15 protein-coding genes and 5 pseudogenes are annotated in these 18,788 nt (G+C 56.0%); 11 read left to right on the forward strand and 9 right to left on the reverse strand.

Annotated features, from left to right (window positions below):
- Positions 1 to 184: 184 nt before the first annotated feature.
- Positions 185 to 554 (reverse strand): annotated as a pseudogene (locus K6M89_RS31720) (nodulation protein NodZ); the annotation flags it as partial.
- A gap of 401 nt (positions 555 to 955) precedes the next feature.
- Between K6M89_RS31720 and nodB the strand changes: the two are divergent.
- From nodB to K6M89_RS30040, 9 genes and pseudogenes are all read left to right on the forward strand, one after another.
- On the forward strand, positions 956 to 1,615 hold the full coding sequence (gene nodB, locus K6M89_RS30000) for a chitooligosaccharide deacetylase NodB (RefSeq protein WP_004679213.1): 660 nt from the start codon (positions 956 to 958) through the stop codon (positions 1,613 to 1,615).
- A complete protein-coding gene (gene nodC / locus K6M89_RS30005) occupies positions 1,615 to 2,946 on the forward strand; it encodes a chitooligosaccharide synthase NodC (RefSeq protein ID WP_004679211.1) in 1,332 nt (443 codons plus the stop codon). Before nodB ends, nodC begins: the two co-directional genes overlap by 1 nt.
- A gap of 15 nt (positions 2,947 to 2,961) precedes the next feature.
- Positions 2,962 to 3,579, forward strand: a complete 618-nt coding sequence (gene nodS / locus K6M89_RS30010) for a nodulation methyltransferase NodS (protein WP_010028264.1) — start codon at positions 2,962 to 2,964, stop codon at positions 3,577 to 3,579.
- A gap of 36 nt (positions 3,580 to 3,615) precedes the next feature.
- Positions 3,616 to 3,873, forward strand: a complete 258-nt coding sequence (locus tag K6M89_RS30015) for a carbamoyltransferase N-terminal domain-containing protein (RefSeq protein WP_004679207.1) — start codon at positions 3,616 to 3,618, stop codon at positions 3,871 to 3,873.
- A gap of 66 nt (positions 3,874 to 3,939) precedes the next feature.
- Positions 3,940 to 4,232: pseudogene (locus K6M89_RS30020) on the forward strand (carbamoyltransferase C-terminal domain-containing protein); the annotation flags it as partial.
- 99 nt (positions 4,233 to 4,331) lie between these two features.
- A complete protein-coding gene (nodI, locus tag K6M89_RS30025) occupies positions 4,332 to 5,246 on the forward strand; it encodes a nodulation factor ABC transporter ATP-binding protein NodI (RefSeq protein ID WP_018247215.1) in 915 nt (304 codons plus the stop codon).
- A gap of 3 nt (positions 5,247 to 5,249) precedes the next feature.
- Positions 5,250 to 6,038, forward strand: a complete 789-nt coding sequence (locus K6M89_RS30030; RefSeq protein ID WP_004679202.1) for a nodulation factor ABC transporter permease subunit NodJ — start codon at positions 5,250 to 5,252, stop codon at positions 6,036 to 6,038.
- Between the two features lie 206 nt (positions 6,039 to 6,244).
- On the forward strand, positions 6,245 to 6,661 hold the full coding sequence (locus K6M89_RS30035) for a cupin domain-containing protein (protein WP_004679201.1): 417 nt from the start codon (positions 6,245 to 6,247) through the stop codon (positions 6,659 to 6,661).
- Positions 6,662 to 6,846: 185 nt separating this feature from the next.
- A protein-coding gene (locus tag K6M89_RS30040) for an IS630 family transposase (RefSeq protein WP_165918605.1) occupies positions 6,847 to 7,792 on the forward strand; the annotation gives its coding sequence in 2 pieces (ribosomal slippage) (positions 6,847 to 7,185 and positions 7,187 to 7,792; 945 coding nt in all).
- Positions 7,793 to 8,060: 268 nt separating this feature from the next.
- Here K6M89_RS30040 and nodD1 read toward each other — a convergent pair.
- The 6 genes and pseudogenes from nodD1 to K6M89_RS30070 form a co-directional block, all read right to left on the reverse strand.
- Positions 8,061 to 9,005, reverse strand: coding sequence for a transcriptional regulator NodD1 (gene nodD1, locus K6M89_RS30045; RefSeq protein ID WP_018247214.1), 945 nt, complete (start codon positions 9,003 to 9,005; stop codon positions 8,061 to 8,063).
- 166 nt (positions 9,006 to 9,171) lie between these two features.
- A complete protein-coding gene (gene nolE, locus K6M89_RS30050; protein ID WP_018247213.1) occupies positions 9,172 to 9,504 on the reverse strand; it encodes a nodulation protein NolE in 333 nt (110 codons plus the stop codon).
- Positions 9,505 to 10,046: 542 nt separating this feature from the next.
- A pseudogene (gene istB / locus K6M89_RS30055) lies at positions 10,047 to 10,591 on the reverse strand (IS21-like element helper ATPase IstB); the annotation flags it as partial.
- Positions 10,557 to 10,860: pseudogene (locus K6M89_RS30060) on the reverse strand (transposase); the annotation flags it as partial. The pseudogenes K6M89_RS30060 and istB, both read right to left, overlap by 35 nt.
- A gap of 74 nt (positions 10,861 to 10,934) precedes the next feature.
- On the reverse strand, positions 10,935 to 11,402 hold the full coding sequence (locus tag K6M89_RS30065) for an FkbM family methyltransferase (RefSeq protein WP_274533449.1): 468 nt from the start codon (positions 11,400 to 11,402) through the stop codon (positions 10,935 to 10,937).
- A 381-nt stretch (positions 11,403 to 11,783) separates the two neighbouring features.
- Complete coding sequence (locus K6M89_RS30070; protein WP_004679190.1) at positions 11,784 to 13,841, reverse strand: carbamoyltransferase family protein; 2,058 nt, start codon at positions 13,839 to 13,841, stop codon at positions 11,784 to 11,786.
- Between the two features lie 1,350 nt (positions 13,842 to 15,191).
- Between K6M89_RS30070 and K6M89_RS30075 the strand changes: the two genes are divergently transcribed.
- Together K6M89_RS30075 and K6M89_RS30080 are read left to right on the forward strand one after the other, a co-directional pair.
- Entirely contained in the window at positions 15,192 to 15,866 is a 675-nt protein-coding gene (locus tag K6M89_RS30075; RefSeq protein WP_008536492.1) for an MreC domain-containing protein, read from the forward strand.
- Between the two features lie 128 nt (positions 15,867 to 15,994).
- Complete coding sequence (locus tag K6M89_RS30080) at positions 15,995 to 16,534, forward strand: hypothetical protein (RefSeq protein WP_004679185.1); 540 nt, start codon at positions 15,995 to 15,997, stop codon at positions 16,532 to 16,534.
- 550 nt (positions 16,535 to 17,084) lie between these two features.
- Here K6M89_RS30080 and hemN read toward each other — a convergent pair.
- A complete protein-coding gene (hemN, locus tag K6M89_RS30085; protein ID WP_018247211.1) occupies positions 17,085 to 18,431 on the reverse strand; it encodes an oxygen-independent coproporphyrinogen III oxidase in 1,347 nt (448 codons plus the stop codon).
- Between the two features lie 88 nt (positions 18,432 to 18,519).
- Positions 18,520 to 18,717: pseudogene (locus tag K6M89_RS30090) on the reverse strand (hypothetical protein); the annotation flags it as partial.
- Between the last annotated feature and the right edge of the window lie 71 nt (positions 18,718 to 18,788).

The following is an 18,788-nucleotide window of genomic DNA, read 5'->3' on the forward strand; positions in this document are numbered from 1 at the left end:
AAAGACCTCATGGTGCGATCGGCAACAAGGTGCCGATCTCGTTGGTGAATTCGGGAGGCGCAACCAGCCCGCCTCCCTGAATGAAGCCGGAAAACTCTAGCATCCGGTGGTCCAACGTTTGGGAGCGTTTCAAAGACCGCCGAGGCTCTAATCGCCGCCGGATGAAAATTCAGTGGCAGGTCATCTGAAATATCTGGCGTTCGGCAGCTTGGTCGCACCGCCACATTAACAGGCATCACAAACTACCGTGTTAGCATCAGTATCGTCCTGGGCTTAAAGAAGCTCGGTTCACGTTCCCGGAAAATTTGTTCATCGGGGCGGTAAACACTCTCGATTGAGGGCTTGTTCCACCATGATGGGAAGAACGGTCCCGGAAATGAGAACTGGTGATCTGGTCATCGCAAATAACCCGTACGCCAGCAATATCTTGAATCGGCTCATAAGTTCTTCCAGGGAACGACGACGCAAGTCCCCCGCCAGTCACGACAACAGGCTCGGTCCGTTAGCAGGAACCGTGGAGCTCGAATTTTATCTATGCTGTGAATGGGTATCATCCAAACAATCGATTTTACGAATTGAATGGCGTGATCCATTAGACGAGCATCTTGACGGAAATCAAGTCGTCGATGGCGCGCCCAGTGGTGTAGAGGGGTCAAATGTGTGGCTTTGGAATGTAATGCTTGCATAAGCGGTCGATCAGCCCATTGCATCACCTTGCAATCGTCGACAGCTCGGGGGTTCACCACCAATCGCACTCGGTACAGTCCGCAACGAGCCGCGGTATTGACAGATTCAGACGAGGCGGCCTGGTGACCGCTATTTTGGGGAAACGGCGTACGCTACACGCTGCCACGCGCGCGTTTCGACCTGCGTCCACGCGCGGCGTCATCATCCTACCCTTTGGTGGCCGGTCTCCGAATGCCACCAGGATAATTTACCGGAAAGGACGAGAGCAATGACGCACCTCGATTGCTCGTGCGAAGTGCACGGTGAGCGCGATGACGGCACTGGTAGTCACAGCGTTTATTTGACGTTCGACGACGGTCCGCATCCATTTTGTACACCGGAGATTCTCGATATTCTGGCTGAACACCGGGTGCCGGCAACATTCTTCGTCATCGGCGAGTTCCTGGCCGATCAATCTAAATTGATCCAGCGAATGATTGCAGAGGGACATGAAGTCGCCAACCACACAATGACGCATCCAGACCTGTCTGACTGCGAACCCGACGAGGTGCAACGTCAGATACTCGAGACAAACAGAGCCATAAAAATGGCGTCGCCTCAGGCGGTGGTGCGGCACATCCGGGCTCCTTACGGCATCTGGACCGAAGAAGTGCTCAAGGTTTCGGCGAATGCGGAACTCACTGCCGTGCACTGGTCGGTAGATCCGCGAGACTGGTCTCTTCCCGGGGCCGACGGCATTGTCAATGATGTGCTGCAGTCTGTCCGGCCGGGGTCAATCGTGCTCTTGCACGACGGTTGTCCCTCCAGTGAAATGCAACAAGGAACTGACCGCAGTCTGCGCCACCAGACTATCATGGCGTTATCTAGCATAATTCCAGCTTTGCATGATCGCGGCTTTGTATTCCGCTCGCTTCCTCGGGAGTTCTGATGGATATGCTTGACACAACCAGCACTGTCGCCGTCTCGCTTTATGCACTTCTCTCGACTGCTTATAAAAGCGTGCAGGCCGTTTATTCTCTGCCGACCGATGTTTCATTGGCGTCCCAGAGCTTGGCCGGCTTTGAGGAGCTGCCCAGCGTAGATGTCATCGTGCCAAGCTTCAACGAGGATCCCCGCACGCTTTCGGAGTGCCTGGCTTCTATTGCGGGTCAGGAATACGGGGGAAGGCTGCAGGTTTACCTAGTTGATGACGGTTCCGAAAATCGCGAGGCTTTGCGACCTGTGCACGAGGCCTTCGCACGAGACCCCAGATTCAATATTCTCCTGCTTCCCCAGAATGTTGGTAAACGGAAGGCACAGATCGCCGCGATACGCCGCTCTGCTGGAGATATGGTGTTAAACGTCGACTCCGACACGATCCTCGCATCTGACGTCATCAGGAAGCTCGTGCCTAAAATGCAAGATCCGGCTGTCGGCGCGGCCATGGGACAGTTGACGGCCCGCAACCGAAACGATAGTTGGCTGACCCGTTTGATCGATATGGAGTACTGGCTGGCTTGCAACGAGGAGCGTGCGGCACAAGCTCGCTTCGGAGCCGTTATGTGCTGCTGCGGTCCATGTGCTATCTACCGTCGCTCTGCGCTCGCTTCGCTGCTTGACCAGTACGAATCACAGTATTTTCGGGGAAAGCCAAGCGATTTCGGTGAGGATCGGCATCTCACCATTCTTATGCTGAAGGCAGGCTTTCGAACGGAGTACGTGCCGAGCGCCATCGCAGCGACAGTCGTTCCGAACAAGCTAGGACCGTATCTGCGCCAACAACTACGCTGGGCGCGGAGCACGTACCGGGACACGTTGCTTGGGCTGCGCCTGCTGCCCAACCTCCATCGCTTCCTTACGCTCGACGTTGTCGGACAGAACCTCGGACCGCTGCTTCTGGCACTATCAGTGCTGACGGGGCTCGCACAGCTTGCATTGACGGGCACCGTGCCTTGGTTGGCATCCCTGATGATCGTGGCCATGACGATGATCCACTGCAGCGTTGTCGCGCTCCGGGCCCGCCAACGACGGTTCCTCGGGTTCTCTCTGCATGCATTCATCAATATTTTTCTGCTACTGCCCTTGAAAGCCTACGCGCTGTGCACGCTGAGCAATAGCGACTGGCTGTCGCGCAGCTCTGCTGGCAACTCGAATCAACATCCGGCGACTGATGCGCGCACTACAGAATGTTCTGGACATGCGACAGCGCCTCGAAGGCTCAACCCCGCCCGCGATTCTGCCAGGCGAACGACGTCTGACTGCATGTGCAGCGACGAGTAAGATCTATTTACCGAGGTGAACGAGTTGACACAGAGCGACAATTATCAATTGCTGAATCGGGAACTGGCTGCACCCGATCCATGGGGACTCGACGCCAATCCATTCGAGCGTGAGCGTCACACGCAAATGCTCCGCTTGGCGCTTGCCCAGGGATCCATCTCAAATGCGCTCGAAGTGGGATGCGCTGCCGGCGCATTTACGGTGCAGCTAGCCCCCCACTGCAAACGGCTCACCGTGATCGATGTTGTGCCTCACGCTATAGAAAGATCGCGTCGACGCATGAGGGATTCTCCGCACATCAGCTGGATAGTCTCTGATGTTCAACAGTTTTCACCTGACGAGAGGTTTGATTTGATCGTTGTGGCGGAAGTGCTCTACTACGTTGGAGGAATAGCCGAGATGAGAGGGGCTGTTCGGAATTTAGTGCGGATGCTTGCGCCAGGTGGATATCTGGTTTTCGGATCGGCGCGCGACGCCAATTGTCGTCGCTGGGGCCACGTTGCTGGTGCTGAGACGGTCCTCGGCATGCTGAACGAAACTTTGCTCGAGCTAGAGCGGCTTGAGTGTCGGGGTGGGTCGGTCAACGAAGATTGCTTACTCGCCTGTTTCCGGAATCCGATTTCTGCCTCTTAACGGCCCCAACCCTCGACGTTCAGACATGGAGACACTATGCGCGTCTGTGGTACAAAATTGACCCGTGACGGAGCGGACGCGCTTGTCGAGGATGGGTGGCTCGCCTCCTGCGTCGAGCAGGAGAAGCGGGGCAACGACCCGCGATATGAAACTCTAGACAATCTCGACGTGATTGGCGCCGCATTGGCGCAACACGGTCCGGATCAACGCGTTATTGATCAAATCATCGATGGAAGGGGTGCAATGCTGACAGTTCTCTCGAATCCGTCGAGGGCCCCGGTCTCGTTCCAATGACAGGGCATTTCCCTGCAAGAACTATTATCGTGATAGGTGCCGCGCGGCCACCGCAGCCCGTGGCTCCGCCTCGTGGCGCCGATCTGCCTGGAGGAGCGTGCGCCTTATATAGTCATCCCTCGAACTCCGGATTGTGAAATGTTGTTTAAGCATCAGACGCGGATGAGATGCCAGGACAGAATTCCGGCTGTTGTCCATCTCGATGAATCTGCACGATTGCAGACCATCCCAGGCACTCTCTCCGTGAAGTCGCCGAGCTACTCTTCGAATGTAACAAGCTCAGGGACATTCGGCTGCTCTGCAACACGAGTGCCAATTACCACGGACGAGGCGTTTTCCCGGATGCTGCTGCGGCCCTTTAATGGAGACGCAATGAACACATACGGTGCGATGGACCAAGAAGAACACAACCAACCGAAGAAATGCCAGTCAACGGCGCCCGACGGTCAGATGAGCGCATGTTCATGTCCGCAATAGATTTTTCCGACGTAAGCAAGACATATGGCGACAAGGCCGTGGTCAACGCGCTATCGTTCCGCGTTTCTCCGGGGCAATGCTTCGGGCTGCTTGGACCGAACGGCGCGGGCAAGAGCACGATCGCACGCATGATCCTTGGCATGACAGCCCCTGATGCGGGGAAGATTACTGTGCTCGGCGTGCCGGTGCCTGCCCAGGCTCGCTTGGCGCGAAAGGGTATCGGCGTGGTGCCGCAATTCGACAACCTTGAGCCTGAATTCACTGTGCGCGAGAATCTGCTGGTCTACGGCCGCTACTTCGGCATGAATACACGCAAAGTCGAGGCGGTCATGCCGTCGCTCCTTGAGTTTGCACGCCTAGAGAGCAAGGTGAATGCGCGTGTGTCTGAACTTTCAGGCGGCATGAAGCGGCGCCTGACGCTAGCGCGTGCGTTGATCAATGACCCGCAGCTACTTGTCATGGACGAGCCGACCACCGGTCTCGACCCGCACGCGCGCCACCTGATCTGGGAGCGCCTGCGTTCCCTGCTTACGCGCGGCAAAACGATCATCTTGACCACCCATTTCATGGAAGAGGCCGAACGGCTATGCGATCGACTCTGCGTACTCGAAAGAGGTCGCAGCATTGCCGAAGGGCGTCCGCATGACCTGATCGATGAACTGATCGGGTGCGAAGTCATTGAGATCTACGGCGGCGATCCGCATGAATTGGAATCGCTGGTCGGGCCATATGCCGATCGCGTCGAAATTAGCGGCGAGACCCTTTTTTGCTATGTGTCCGACCCGGAGCAGGTGCGTGTGCGGTTGCGGGAGCGCGCGGGCTTGCGCATTCTGCAGCGTCCGCCGAATCTTGAGGATGTGTTTTTGCGGTTGACCGGGCGCGAGATGGAGAAGTGAACGATGGGTGAAGGTTGTGCCGCGGCTCTGCCCGCCAACGCTTTTAACTGGATTGCGATATGGCGACGCAACTATCTGGCATGGAAGAAAGTAGCACTTGCGTCAATTGTTGGAAGTCTGGCCGATCCTATGATCTACCTTTTTGGCCTCGGCCTTGGCCTCGGAATTATTGTGGGTCGCGTTGACGGCACAACTTACGTTGCGTTCTTGGCGGGCGGCATGGTGGCGACAAGTGCGATGACCTCTGCGACGTTCGAGACGATTTACGCGGCCTTTACGCGAATGCACGCCCAACGCACCTGGGAAGCCATGCTCTACACACAAATGACACTTGGGGACATCATCCTGGGTGAGTTGGCATGGGCAGCGAGCAAGGCATTTCTTGCCGGTACGGGAATCATAATCGTCGCCACCGTGCTAGGCTATACGACGTGGCCATCAGTCGTCTATGTGCTGCCAGTTATCATGCTCACTGGATTTGCATTCGCGAGCCTTGCGATGGTAGTCACGGCGCTTGCGCCCAGTTACGAGTATTTCATTTTTTACCAGACGCTCGTCCTGACACCAATGCTGTTCTTGTGCGGCGCGGTGTTTCCAATCGCGCAACTGCCCCAGGCCTTTCAGCAGGTAGCGCAGTTCTTGCCTCTAGCGCATGCGATCGACCTCATACGCCCGGCAATGCTTGGGCGCCCCGCGGGCAGCATGGGCATGCATATAGGCGCGCTTTGCATCTACGCGATTTTGCCGTTCTTCCTGTCGGCAGCGCTGTTGCGTCGGCGCCTGATGTCTTGACGCTACTCGCCACCACGCCATGAGGGGTATTGCGATGCAGTATCTTGAAAAGACCCGCAGAGCTCTGAAGATAATCATCATAGTCCGGGAACAAATGAACCCGTGTCGGCGCCGGTGAGACGATGCAGGTTTGTCGCTCTGCAACTGGCCGAACTCGGAAGCAAACACCCTTCAGGAAGATCCGGCGTGTATCAGGAGAAAAGCAAATGAAGGTCATCTCAATCGCTACGGCGCTCTTTGCTCTGGCGTGTCCCGCGAACGCGTTCGAAAACAATGCGGTCGCGGCTACGCCTATCTTAAGGACCGATCGTACGATTGCCGGTCAGCCCATCATCGTTCCACGGAAGGATGTCGAGGTCATCGCTTCGATTTATGAGATTGCGCCCGGTGCGACGTTGCCAATTCATCAGCATCGCTATCAGCGCTATGGCTATGTGCTTTCCGGGGAGATCACGGTCACCAATACAGAATCTGGGAAAGAAAGCATTTTCACGGCAGGGAATTTTATCGTCGAGTCCTGGGGGATATGGCATAAAGGGGCGAACAACGGCACCGAGCCGGTAAAGCTGCTCGTGATCGATCAGGTGGAAAAGGGCAGTGAGAATGTTCTGCCGCAAAAATAAAGACGTTGAGGTATCACCGGAGGGCAATCTGGCGCCACGGCTCGGATGTGGTGAACCCGTCCCATATTAGGGGTTGGTTTGCCGCTCCTTGCTAGAGTCTGTCAGCGCTAATCGGAATCGTGCGGAGATTCCCTTGCCTTCAATTTTGTGATTCAAGGTCATTGCTGGTGTGGAGGCCGGCAATGATGGTGCGACCTCTTTCTCTGGATTTGCGAACGCGCATTGCGACAGCGTTGAGTGATGGCATTACGGTTCGCGCCGCAGCGGAGCGGTTTGGCATATCGGCTGCGACAGCGGTGCGGATCGGACAACTCGATCGTTCAGGTAAAGGCCTGGTGCCGGCGAAGATCGGCGGCTATGTCAAACCGACACTGAGGGGTGCGGCCGCCGATGCAGTGCGTCAGCGGCTACAAGTCAAGTCCGACTGGACGGTGCGCGCACTGTCGGCGGACCTGAAGGCTGCGGGGATCAACGTGTCTCACGACACCGTCTGGCGCTTTCTGCGCAGCGAAGGCAAGACCTTCAAAAAAAACGATGGTGGCAAGCGAGCAAGACCGCCCGAAGGTGGCCCGGTTCCGGATGCGATGGAAGACCCATCAGCACCGGCCTGATCCGGACCGTCTCGTCTTCATCGACGAGACTTGGGTCAAGACCAACATGACGCGCACCTGCGGCTGGTGTCAGCGGGGAGAGCCCCTCATTGCAAAAGTCCCTCATGGTCATTGGAAGACACTGACCTTCCTGGCCGGCTTACGCCGCGATAGCATCGTTGCCCCCTTCGTCCTCGATGGTCCCATCAATGGCATCGCTTTTACCGCATGGGTTCGCCAATGTCTGGTCCCGACACTCAAATCCGGTGACATCGTCATCCTCGACAATCTGGGAAGCCACAAGGGAAAGCCGGCCCGCGATGCGATCCGAGATGTCGGTGCACATCTCTTTTTCCTGCCGCCCTACAGCCCCGACCTCAATCCCATCGAGATGATGTTCGCAAAGCTCAAGACACTCGTCAGAAAGGCAGACGAACGAACCGTTGAAACTACATGGAGACGCATTGGAGAACTCTTGAAGGCGTTCAGTCCCCAGGAGTGCTCCAACTACCTCAGACATGCAGGGTATGGTTCAGAATAACCCTGACAGACTCTAATGTCGATTGGAGCTGCGTGAACCTTCGACTTGCGTCGTCGACAAACTGTCGAGGAGGTTGTTTCATTGGTCGTTGAACGGCGGGCGTAGGAGAGCATCTGTCCAGTTCCTCCATACTTGGTCGTCAGTCAGCGCGGCTGTTGGGCCAGCGGGACAGGATCGATCATCCGTGAGACTGTAGCGGCGACGTCTCAAAGAGGCTCCTCATTCCGACGCCATGAATCACGCCGAACGACAAAACCACGAAAGAATGCTAGGAAATCCTGAGACGTCTCATTACCTCATGGGGCGAGGGCATGCGGGATGCTTCCTGACATAGCACGTCCCGCATCCAGAGGCTTGCCTGACCACTATTGTGAAGCGCGGGCCATTGGAGGGCCTGTGTGAACGCGGGCAGCGGTAGCGGAAGGTCGGCGATCCGCAGGGGTATTGTCTTTTCGAGCTGCTTGACCAGGCGTAAGGGCATTGTCGCTATGCGCTCGGTCCCTGAAAGCATGAACGGAACCATGCTGAAGCCCTGCACGACTACTTCGACATGTCTCTTAAGCCCATGCCCAAGCAAACACCATTCCTCGAAGGAAGCCGTCCTAGCGTTCCCAAACTTCACCACAACGTGTCCCATCGACATATACCTCTCGAGTGTAAGTTGCTCCGAGAGTAGCTTGTTCGAGTGGCAGCCCACGCACACGAGGGTCTCCTCGAATAACGCCACCTTAGGATGTGCGCGCGACATGAGCAATTCCGGAAAGATGAGAAAATCGGCGTCACCGCGCCGCAAGTACTCATCGTAGTTATCGGCGATCGGCAGCAACTCGAAGCTGACGGCGGGCGCTTCTCGGGCGACACGCGTCACGACCTTTTCAAAAAAAACGAGTGCGGCGTAATCGGAAAGAATAACTCTGAAGCAGCGATCCGATTGAGCAGGGCAAAACGGATCCCAAGATATGATCGAGACCTGGATGTGAAGCAGAGCCTCGCGGACCGAAGGCGCGAGCCGCTCCGCACGCGGGGTTGGAACGAGTTCGCGACCGACCATGGTAAAAAGGTCGTCATTGAAATAGGTGCGTAACCTGCCGACGGCCGCGCTCATGGCCGGTTGGCTCAAGTTGATGCTGCGCGCTGCCGCCGTGAGATTACGCTCGGTCATCAGGGCGTCGAGTGCGACGAGGAGATTCAGATCAAGGCCCTTGAACCGCATGTCTTCATCCGTAGCGAGGTGGCGAGATAAAAGGTGAAAAGGCTTGGTGTCGCAATGCGGCGCCACGAGAGATCAGCAAGCAAAGGGTCGCCTAAAATTGAGAAAGTATCGATGTTCCAGCCGCCGTGGCTTTGATGGTCTTACTGCTACCTTCAACCGACACGATTCAGTGGTGCCTGATCATTCTGGCGAGTAGCAGTGTTTTCCGCGGATAAAAGTTTCGGTCTGCGACGTCGATCACTTCGGCGCCTTCAATACGTACTTCGGGGGGTAAGACGCACTCGTAGCACTCACCTTCTTCGGCAGGAGTATCTTGGCAATTGAAGTCTTGAGTGTGCTCCGCTGAATGGGCTTTGTCAGCACCATTCAGGTTTGCGCGGGGGTCACTTGTCGCCGGGCCGCAATCTTGGTTACGATCATCTGCTGCAAGTGACGGCCCGGCCCGCAATGCCAATGCGAGCAACGCTGCAACGATGACGTAGTAACCAGTAACCTTCATGAGACGTTTCCTTTCTTCGGCTAAGGCCAGGCGATACCAGGTAGGATTGATGCCATTCCCGCCGCCAGTGCTTCGGGGCTACAGGCGTTGTTGGATTGGTTGAGAGCCTTTCAACGGATCATACCCGGTGGAGTGGAGACGGCCGTCTATGGAGCATCCGCGAAAATTGGTGAAATCTATTGTTTAAATGCGAGTCATCCATTCGATGCATGTAGACGACGTCTTGCCTGCCCGAACCAACAAGTGTCGCCAAACCCACTGTTTTCAGGGGCGTCTTTTCACCCAGTCCTTCTATCCTCAGTGGGCTTGCGCATGTCGTTGCCGCCATCCCCTTCATCCGGGATAGCAAAGGGCGCCGCATGCGGGAGGGACACCCCTGCGTCTCCCGTCAGGCTACGACATTTTGTTCGATCGGCTGCCTTGTATGGAGAAGACCGGATTCCTGACGTTTCAGTGTCATCGTTTTGCAATGAGATAGAGGTAATGGCCGCAAGCCGGCTGGGTCGACCACGTTTGGCTTCCATCGCGGAACGTCGCCGTTAGCTTTCGACGTTCATTTCGAATGATCGTAGCGTGATGAACAAGTCGGTCCACCGCGGCAAGCGTCATGGCCGGGTCCGGAAAGACGCGGTTCCATTCTCCAAAGGGCTGATTGGCGGTGATGATGATGGAGCGCCGCTCATATCTTGCGGAGATGAGTTCGAAGAGCACGCGGGTTTAGGCCTGGTCCTAGTGACGTAGGCCAGGTCGTCGAGGATAAGCAGATCGAACTTGTCGAGCTTTGCGACGGCGGATTCGAGCTGGAGTTCACGCCGTGCGACCTGCAGTTTCTGGACGAGGTCGGTCGTGCGAGTGAACAGCACCCGCCAACCGTTCTCGATCAGCGCGAGGTCGAGGGCCGCGGCGAGATGGCTCTTTCCGCCGCCCGGCGTACCGAACATGAGGATATTGGCACCTTTCGCGACCCAGCTGTCGCCAGCGGCAATGGCCATGACCTGGGCCTGGAGAGCATAGGGACTGCATCAAAATCAAAGCTGTCGAGCGTCTTTTCCGGTGGCAGGTTTCGCCTGGGCAAAATACGCCGACGCTTTGCGCACAATCGCGTTGGCCTGACGAAGCTCGCGGCTCTCCCGCTCAAGAGCCTTCATATTCTCAGCGACATCGTTCGGCCGGCCTGCTCGCTTACCGCTATCGACCTCGGTCTTCTTCACCCATTCGTGCAGCGTGCGTGGCCGGCAAGAAACCGATCTTGGCCGCGATAGATGAAACGGCAGCCCACCGCGCGGGGTGCTCGGCTTCGTGATCCAGCACCATGCGGAGGACTTCAGGCGAGAAATTGTTCGTTGTCTTGCTCATATCGGCTCCAATCTCTCATGAGTTGAAGCCTCCGGCAAACTCGCGCGGTTCTTGAATCCCAAAAAGGGAACCGGCTATAGGCTTGAGTTTTTAAGCAAAACGTCACCCTCCACTCCTCGGGGATACTCAACTACCACCTGGAAGGAAGGTAAGAGCTCAAGAATGGCGCGCAGGGGAAGCTGACCTTCATAGAGCTCATGATCACTATACTCAGCATATATGTAACGCGTTCTCATCAGGATCTGATTGCCACCGGCAATAACGTCGGCCTCGGCTCCCTGCACATCCATCCAGATGAGATCTATGTTCTCTAGGCCAGCTTCGCTGCACCAGTCATCCAGCCTCCTAGTCTCAACCGAAATCGGAGGGTCAAACCGAACCCACTCGTACTCAGAAAGATGGTTCTTGGGACGGCGTATCGAGCCCGAGAGATCCCATTCCTTAGCGCTGTCATTGCCATTGCTGGGATGAAACTCGATCCTCGCGTTTCGGTCGCTGATCGCAACCTCGGATAGCCTCATCCGATCCCGATCAGAACCCATTTTTCCTTGAAGCGTGCAGCGGCTCTGGGGTCTGGCTCAAAGCAATAGAGCTGGGCGCTCGGAAGAAGGCGCAGAAAGCGTTGAGCATCGCTTCCGTCATTGCACCCAATGTCAAAGATTACAGGGTTAGGCTTATCGAGAAGCGAAACGATCTGTCGATGTACGTCTAACCCACACACCGGATCCATCACATTCTCCTTAAGTTTTCGAAGTGCCACTGCTGAACGAGCTCGGGCAGGATATCACTGAAATACCGAGCCATTTGGCCCTTCTTTCGACATGGTTGTTGACGCTTCGCCGTGCGATAGGTGGGCACGGCGCATTGTCTGTCGCGGGCTTTGTTATTCGCGAGTTTGTTTGGCGTAACGAAGCGACCCCAAGCTATGCTGAAAGCCCACTAGTCACCGAGGCCTCAGCGGGGACGGATACCTGTGATTTGCGGCCACGTACCGGGCTTAAGCATATGCAACGCTGCTCCCAAATCTGCCGAAGTTCATTTAGGAAAGTCTCACGACTACCTGAAACCGGCGCGATTCCATCCAAAATGTCTCCAACCAGGGCTTCTCCCTCAATCCTAATTAGCTGTTCAAACAACTCCGGTGAAATACGCACGGCCTGCAGGCTGGAGGCGCCTGTGCGGATCTCACATACAGTCTCTTGCCGATCCAGGGTGGAATATGCACGCGCCTGATGGAGACTTGCGTAAGGTGGCAAGGAAACTGCTAGTTTATTCCACTCCTCCATCGTTGAGATTCGCTTCTTGACGAGAAATGGACCGATCACAAGTGCATCCAGGTCGGTCGTCAAAAAAGTCGTTACGGCATCCCTAACCGAATCTACTACCGGCTCGGCGTTGTTGTTAAACGACGTGTTGAGCAAGATCGGAACGCCGGTTCGCTTCCCGAAAGCATTGATTAGCTCCCAATATGCGGGATTTGTCTCGCGTGACACTGTCTGCAAACGAGCCGTACCATCTACGTGCGTGATGGCGCCTAGCGAACTACGCTTGGGTTCGCGCACAGACACTACGAAATTCATAAAAGGAAATTTGCGCAAGGTACCTGGCAGATCAAAGAATTCCACGGCGTCCTCCTCCAATACCGAGGGAGCAAATGGGCGGTAGCCTTCCCGCTTCTTGACCATCATATTAATTCGATCCTTGTTTGACGCCGGCCTCGGTTCAGCAAGAATACTCCGGTTGCCTAGCGCCCGTGGACCGAACTCCGAACGCCCCTGCACCCAGGCGATCACGGCGCCATCCGCAATCCATTCGGCTGCTTTGCCTGTCACGTCATCACTGCGTTCAATTTCGAGATGCTGGCCCCAAGCAAAAAGTTCCTCCTCCACGCTTCCTTCGCTCTCCAGGTCGGGTCCCCAATAGACGTTTTGCAAACGCTCACGAGGTGCCGGATGCCCCAGATCATGAGACGCCATCAATGCGGCGCCTAGTGCGCAGCCAGCGTCATGGGCCGCCGGTTGCACGAAGATGTCGTCAAACATCCCCGAGTACAGCAGCTTGCCATTCAAAGTGCAGTTGTGTGCCACTCCTCCGGCCAAACACAGTCGTTCGATGCCCGTAACCTTGGTGTAATGCCGTAGGACGTGGAACACGATCCGTTCCAGTGCTTCCTGCAGTGAAGCACTCACATCTTTATGCTGCTGCGTGAACGGCATGCCTTTCTGGCGTATTTGAATGTTACTGAGCAACGTAGGACCAACTCGGTCGAGATGGACCCGATAACCACCGTCGTCTAGGAGTTCGTAAAATTGTTCGAAGATCTCGCGGTACGAAGCGGGATTGCCGTAAGGTGCCAGACCCATGATCTTATATTCATCGAACGCGCCATAACCTAGGTAGCGGATCGTTTCCAAGTATAGCAGCCCTAGAGAATCATTCTCCGGGAATGTCACGAGTGGCTCAATCTCCGTGCTGGAACCAATCGCCAAAAGCCCCGAAAGAAAGTCTCCACCGCCGTCAATTGAGAGGACCAAACTTCGCTCGAAGCCCGACATGAAAAACGAGCTCACGGCGTGCGACATATGGTGGCTCACGAAGGACACACGTGAGGGATCAATTTCGGCACCAAATTCTTGCCCGAGTAAGCCGCACAAAAACAGTCTCGCATCCGGTATTGGGGTGCTTGGGTAAGAGAGGCGCACGCGCTCGAGCACAGCGTTGCAATAGGCCTCGGTCGCATAATACGCGATGCGGTCGATGTCGCTAAGCTGAACACCTGCAGATGCGAGGCAATATTGAATCGAACGCGTTGGTAACTTGTTGGAGTGCTTGATCCGGTTAAGGCGCTCCTCCTCGACCGCCGCTATCACTCGCCCGTCGCGAACGAGAACCGCAGCCCCATCGTGCATAAAGGTGTTCGGTAGATCGAACGAATTTTCGTAGACTCTGCTTAGACCGCCACTGAGCCCTAGACACAGCATGTTGCTCTCCAGTTCGTTTCGAAAGGTAGGTCGCTCTGGCCTGGCCACCGGCTTTCGTAGTTTCATAGGGTGGCGCTTGACAGTGCAGCTAGAGTTCACGGGTCGAAGCCGAAATCAGATCGTGACCGGATCGGTGAGATTGCCGACAATCGGCGCTAACAGAGCCCCAGACCGAAGCATTTGCGGCAGTAACGCCGCGTAACGTATCCACATTACCCAGTCCTTCATCTTTCCGCCCGACAGCCACAACGACGTTTGGTGGTCGCTACAAAGGTCGCAGACCGTATCCTTGCAGCGGCGAGTGCGCCTGCGTTGGCTCCGAGGCATAGCACACAGAATTCCGCCGCCGGCCTCCGTCATTCGCATATGCGCCAGTACCGAACTCAGCTACCACGCGGTGGGACCGCCATTGATAATCACGTCGAACGGCGCCCACGGCGTGAGAACCGATCTGCAACAACGCTAGAAGGGGAAGCAGTAGAAAGATGACCAGCGCGCGGTGAAGACGAATAGGAGGCGGCATCGACCGGGGCAAAAGTGCGTCCCGTGAGAGCCCACTGAAACGTCGAGAAGCAACGACCAAGATTCTACTCGATCACGTCGAGCGCAAGATAACGATCGAGACCAGGCAGCAGACCGACTGCCTCATCTCGTTTTCCCAGCACAGTCTCCACGGCACCCGAGGACCCATTTTAAGAACTCCGAATTACGGCTTTTACAAAACGCTTCTTCAGCGTCTTCTAATGGCAACCGTTTCGATCAGTAAAATCGATTGTTTGGATGGAATGCATTCACGAAAACGATGGCGTGACTCAGCAGTGAAGCGAGCGGCGACCCCATCCTTCTCTCTATGGCGGCCGTGTGCAAGGCAGATCCGCCTGTGACATTCGACCGACAAACTCCTCGTGTCTTGTCATAAAAGCAACACTCCTTCGCTACTCTTGTTTCAGCCGACAAAGCCAAGCCGCATGTTCGTCTCGGCACATCAATGAGCCTAATGGCGGCGCTAGCTGCAAGGAAACTGCGTTCGGTCTTGGTCAGCACCGCCGCTGCGAGTGCCGCGAAACGTGGGCCAAGCGCTTCAACATTTTCCCCGGCGTGAGTGCGCAGCATCTGGTCTTTGAAGCGCCAGCCGACGAAGGAGAAGCCTGGGTTGGTGCGCGGCTCCTTCACCACTTAGGGACCGGGACGATAAATCGGCAGAGGCCGCGGTAACTCCAAAAAATAACGCGGCGCTAAAAAATTGGCCTCAGGCTAGACCGTGGGTATAGACTGGTAGTCCGGTAGGCGCTATTCGTGCTGTTCCAGCATAACATCAGCCACCCCGTGGATTCTCCAAGGCCTCTTATATTGAAAAAAGTGCAACGCAGTTTTGCCGTCGAGTACAAGAACGGCAGGCGAAAACTTGATGCCAGATCGAACTCGATCTGGGGCAATGTGGATCTAAAGTCAGTCGCGCGCGATCTAGAGGAAGAGGCATTGCCTTTTCTGTCAGGTAGCTCTCAGAGTGGCAAACCCGACAGCGAAATGTCTTTGCCGGAACAAGATCAGGCCGAGCAGTTGTTGACAGCGCCTCTCGGGCCGTCGACAACTGCATCAGATACACAGGAGATGAGCATGGCCGACGAGACTAATACGACAACCAAGGTCGATGGACAGACCGTTGTCGAAACGCCTAATGCGCCGAAGAAACAGCGCAAACCGCGCGCCAAAAAAGTCGCGGCACTCGAGACCGCGTTAGCTGACGCTACGGCAGAGCCGGCAGCTGCGCTGGCCGGGGACGGTGGTGTGAAGAGGAGAGGGCGCAAGACAAAGGCTATCGAAGCCACGGCGAGCGCCAAACGCGCACCTGTGCACCGTGCTCCAAAGGCTGTGCAGGCAGCGCCGGCTGCCCCGATGACGGCGAGCGATGAAATGGCAGACCTTTTGCAGTTGGAAGAGGAAAATCAGCGGCTGCGCAAGCTTCTTGCTGAAAAACTTCGCGCTGAAAATGAAGATCTGCGCAAACGGCTCAAGCTCGATTGATATAAGCAGCCGGTCAATAAGCGACCGTATCTACATTCTTATCGAGACAAACAATTCGGCAACGGTAATGCTGTTGCCGGACCCCAAACTCACTGCCTGCTTGCGGGATAAAACGCGAGGTCGGATAGATGGCGTCTCCCTGGAAACTTCTTGCCCGACTGATCTCACCGGGTCGCGAACAAAAGCGAGAAAACGGTTCGGACCAGAAGGTTACGCCGGACACATTGGCCATTGCCGGTCCGACCGAAACGCCTGCCGAGAAGAGCCTGATAAGCGCCGTTCGACCGGCAAGCGAGGGGCCTCCCCGTCACGGCCATTCTCCTGCAATTTCCACCGAGTTTGTCGTTTCTAAGGAAGTCGGAATCGGTGGCCACGATCAGGTAGAAGGCCAAGATGCCAAAAACGTTGAGGCGGCCGATCCACCTCCATTCGGCGGGCTTAGTACCGACATCGCCGCTGGGCACGATGCTACGAGGCTCGAGCGAACTCTCGAGGTCGCCCCGCGTAAGAAGGCATCAGCCGCGATTGCAAACGCTGCCCCGGCAGTTCACACTGCGGACCAGATGAGCCTCGACGAAGACATCAGGGTGCTCAGGAGGCAACTAGCCAGAAAGCTAAGGCTGCAAAACGCGCAGTTGAGAACAATGCTGGAGCGGTTTGAACGGTGACCTGTCGCAGTGCAACAACCTGTCGCCCCGGGCATGTAGTGGAGCCAGCGGCAGCATCACCTGTGTACGGCAAGGACAAATAATTGGGGTCCGAACACGGTCCCATTTCGTCGAGATCAACGACAAGAGTGTTTAGGCCATGTTCTAGGCATTTAACCGCGCTCGATCGCCACCGTGGACATCGAGCCTGCCGCAGGTTTCCTGGATGCGCGTCTCCGCCGCCTGCGCAATCGAAGCCGCATTGGTGGCGTCAAGCTGAACTGTCCGGGCGTCTGGTCCGTTTTGAACGAAGGTGTCGCCTGCTTCAAGTTGGCGCGCTCAACCGAGCCGGTGAAGCCGTGCTGCGCCAGACCTTTCACGATATTTGACGGCGGATTTCTTTGCCAGTGGCGAGAGCTGAACTGTGACGCGATCGAGACCGACACATGCCATGGACTGCGAATTCAGCGATCGATTTAAAATCGAGCAATTGGGGGCTTGCCTCCTGCCTAACATCTCGACGAACTCGAGCTCGATTATGTGATCACTCCAAGGCCCTCCGTTTGCCAGTCTAGATCGGCTGGCGGCCAAGATAAGCATCGAACGCGGCAGCGACATGGCGAAGGGCAGAGCGACGTTCGTGCCGCACACGGACTAAACCGTTGTCAAACTCAACGATCCCATCCTCAGCCAGAATCTCTAGCTGCTTAGCTGAACTCACTAGATGGGTCTGATCAAATCCCTGAGCCGTACAGATTGCTGATATGTCCGCCTCCAAGTAGCACATGAGCTGTTCGATGATTGCAGCTCTTACGCGATCCTCGGTAGTTAAACGGTAGCCCCTTGAGATCGCCAAGCGGCCGGATGCTATGTGCCGGTTATAACAGCTTTGCGTGAGATCGTTTTGAACGTAACCGTCGCCGCAACGACCAATGGCGGACGCGCCCAAACCGATGACAGTTGAGCAGGTTTCGGCAGAGTAACCAAGCGAATTTCGGCGCAGACGACCAGCTCTCTGTGCTATTGCAAGCTCGTCATCCGGCAAAGCAAAATGGTCGAGACCAATTTGCAGATAGCCTGCTGCAACTAACGTATCGGCCATGGCTGAGGCCTGCTCAGCTCGCGCGGCTATATCGGGCAGTGCTGCTGTGTCAATCAAGCGCTGATTTTTTCGAAAAGATGGAACGTGGGAATAACCGAAAACCGCGAGGCGGTCGGGACGCATCGCAATAGCTAACATAGCGCTCTCGAGACAGGACTGGACGGTTTGGTTCGGCAAACCGAACATCAAGTCGAAATTGATACGCCTGACCCCATACAGGCGGAGGTTTTCGACGGCGGTCATCACTTGCGCCTCGCTCTGAATCCGGTTGATCGCTTTTTGTACGACGGGATCGAAGCTCTGCACACCGACGCTTGCGCGATTCACACCGGTCCTTTCTAGGGCTTCGGCCATATCGGTGGTGAACGTGCGCGGGTCGACCTCAACGGCAATGGTTGCACCTCGCTCAATCGCAAAACGGCCGCGCAGGAGTTCCATTAGCGACAGGAAGTCTGCCGATGGCATAATGGTCGGGGATCCGCCGCCAAAGTGCACGTCACCCACTGAGAGTGCCTGCGGCACTTGCTCGGCGACCAGGCGGATTTCCTCGCGCAGCATTGCTAGATAATTGGTTATCAAAGTGTCCCGACGAGTGATGCTAGTCGGAAAACCACAATACCAGCACATCGAGCGGCAGAATGGAATGTGGAGATAGAGCGAGACAGCGTCATCAGTTCCCTGGCTTCTCAGCCATTGCTCATGAGTGTGGGCGCCGATTTCTGAAGAAAACTCCTGTATTGTTGGGTAGATAGTATACCAAGGCAACTGCACCCCGCTATTTGTGTTCGGAACGAAAATCGACGACGGTGCGCGCAAAGACTTTCGCCTGCAGTCCGTGTCACGTTCACATACAATATTTGACACGTTTTTTTCCTTCGAAAGCTTGGTCCTATTGGGCACATGCCACGCCCGGAATGGACTTGATGTTCGATTTGACGTCGCATTCGGAAAGGGCCTTCGGCTCATCGCCAGGCTCGTCGCCGCTCGTTGCGACGCTGAGGTGCTTCTTGCGGCGCTTCGCCGCCTTGTCTGGATATTGCGCTAACACTTCCGCAATGAGCTGTTCATGCAAAACGCTGTCATTCTCGTAATCAAGGCTCATGGGCCCCTGCCCCCTTTCAAGGTTCGGGTTAGGTCGTCGTCGCCGAAGCGGCTTTCTTGGAAGGACGCGCT

The organism is Rhizobium croatiense, from assembly GCF_019793465.1.
Taxonomy (GTDB): domain Bacteria; phylum Pseudomonadota; class Alphaproteobacteria; order Rhizobiales; family Rhizobiaceae; genus Rhizobium; species Rhizobium croatiense.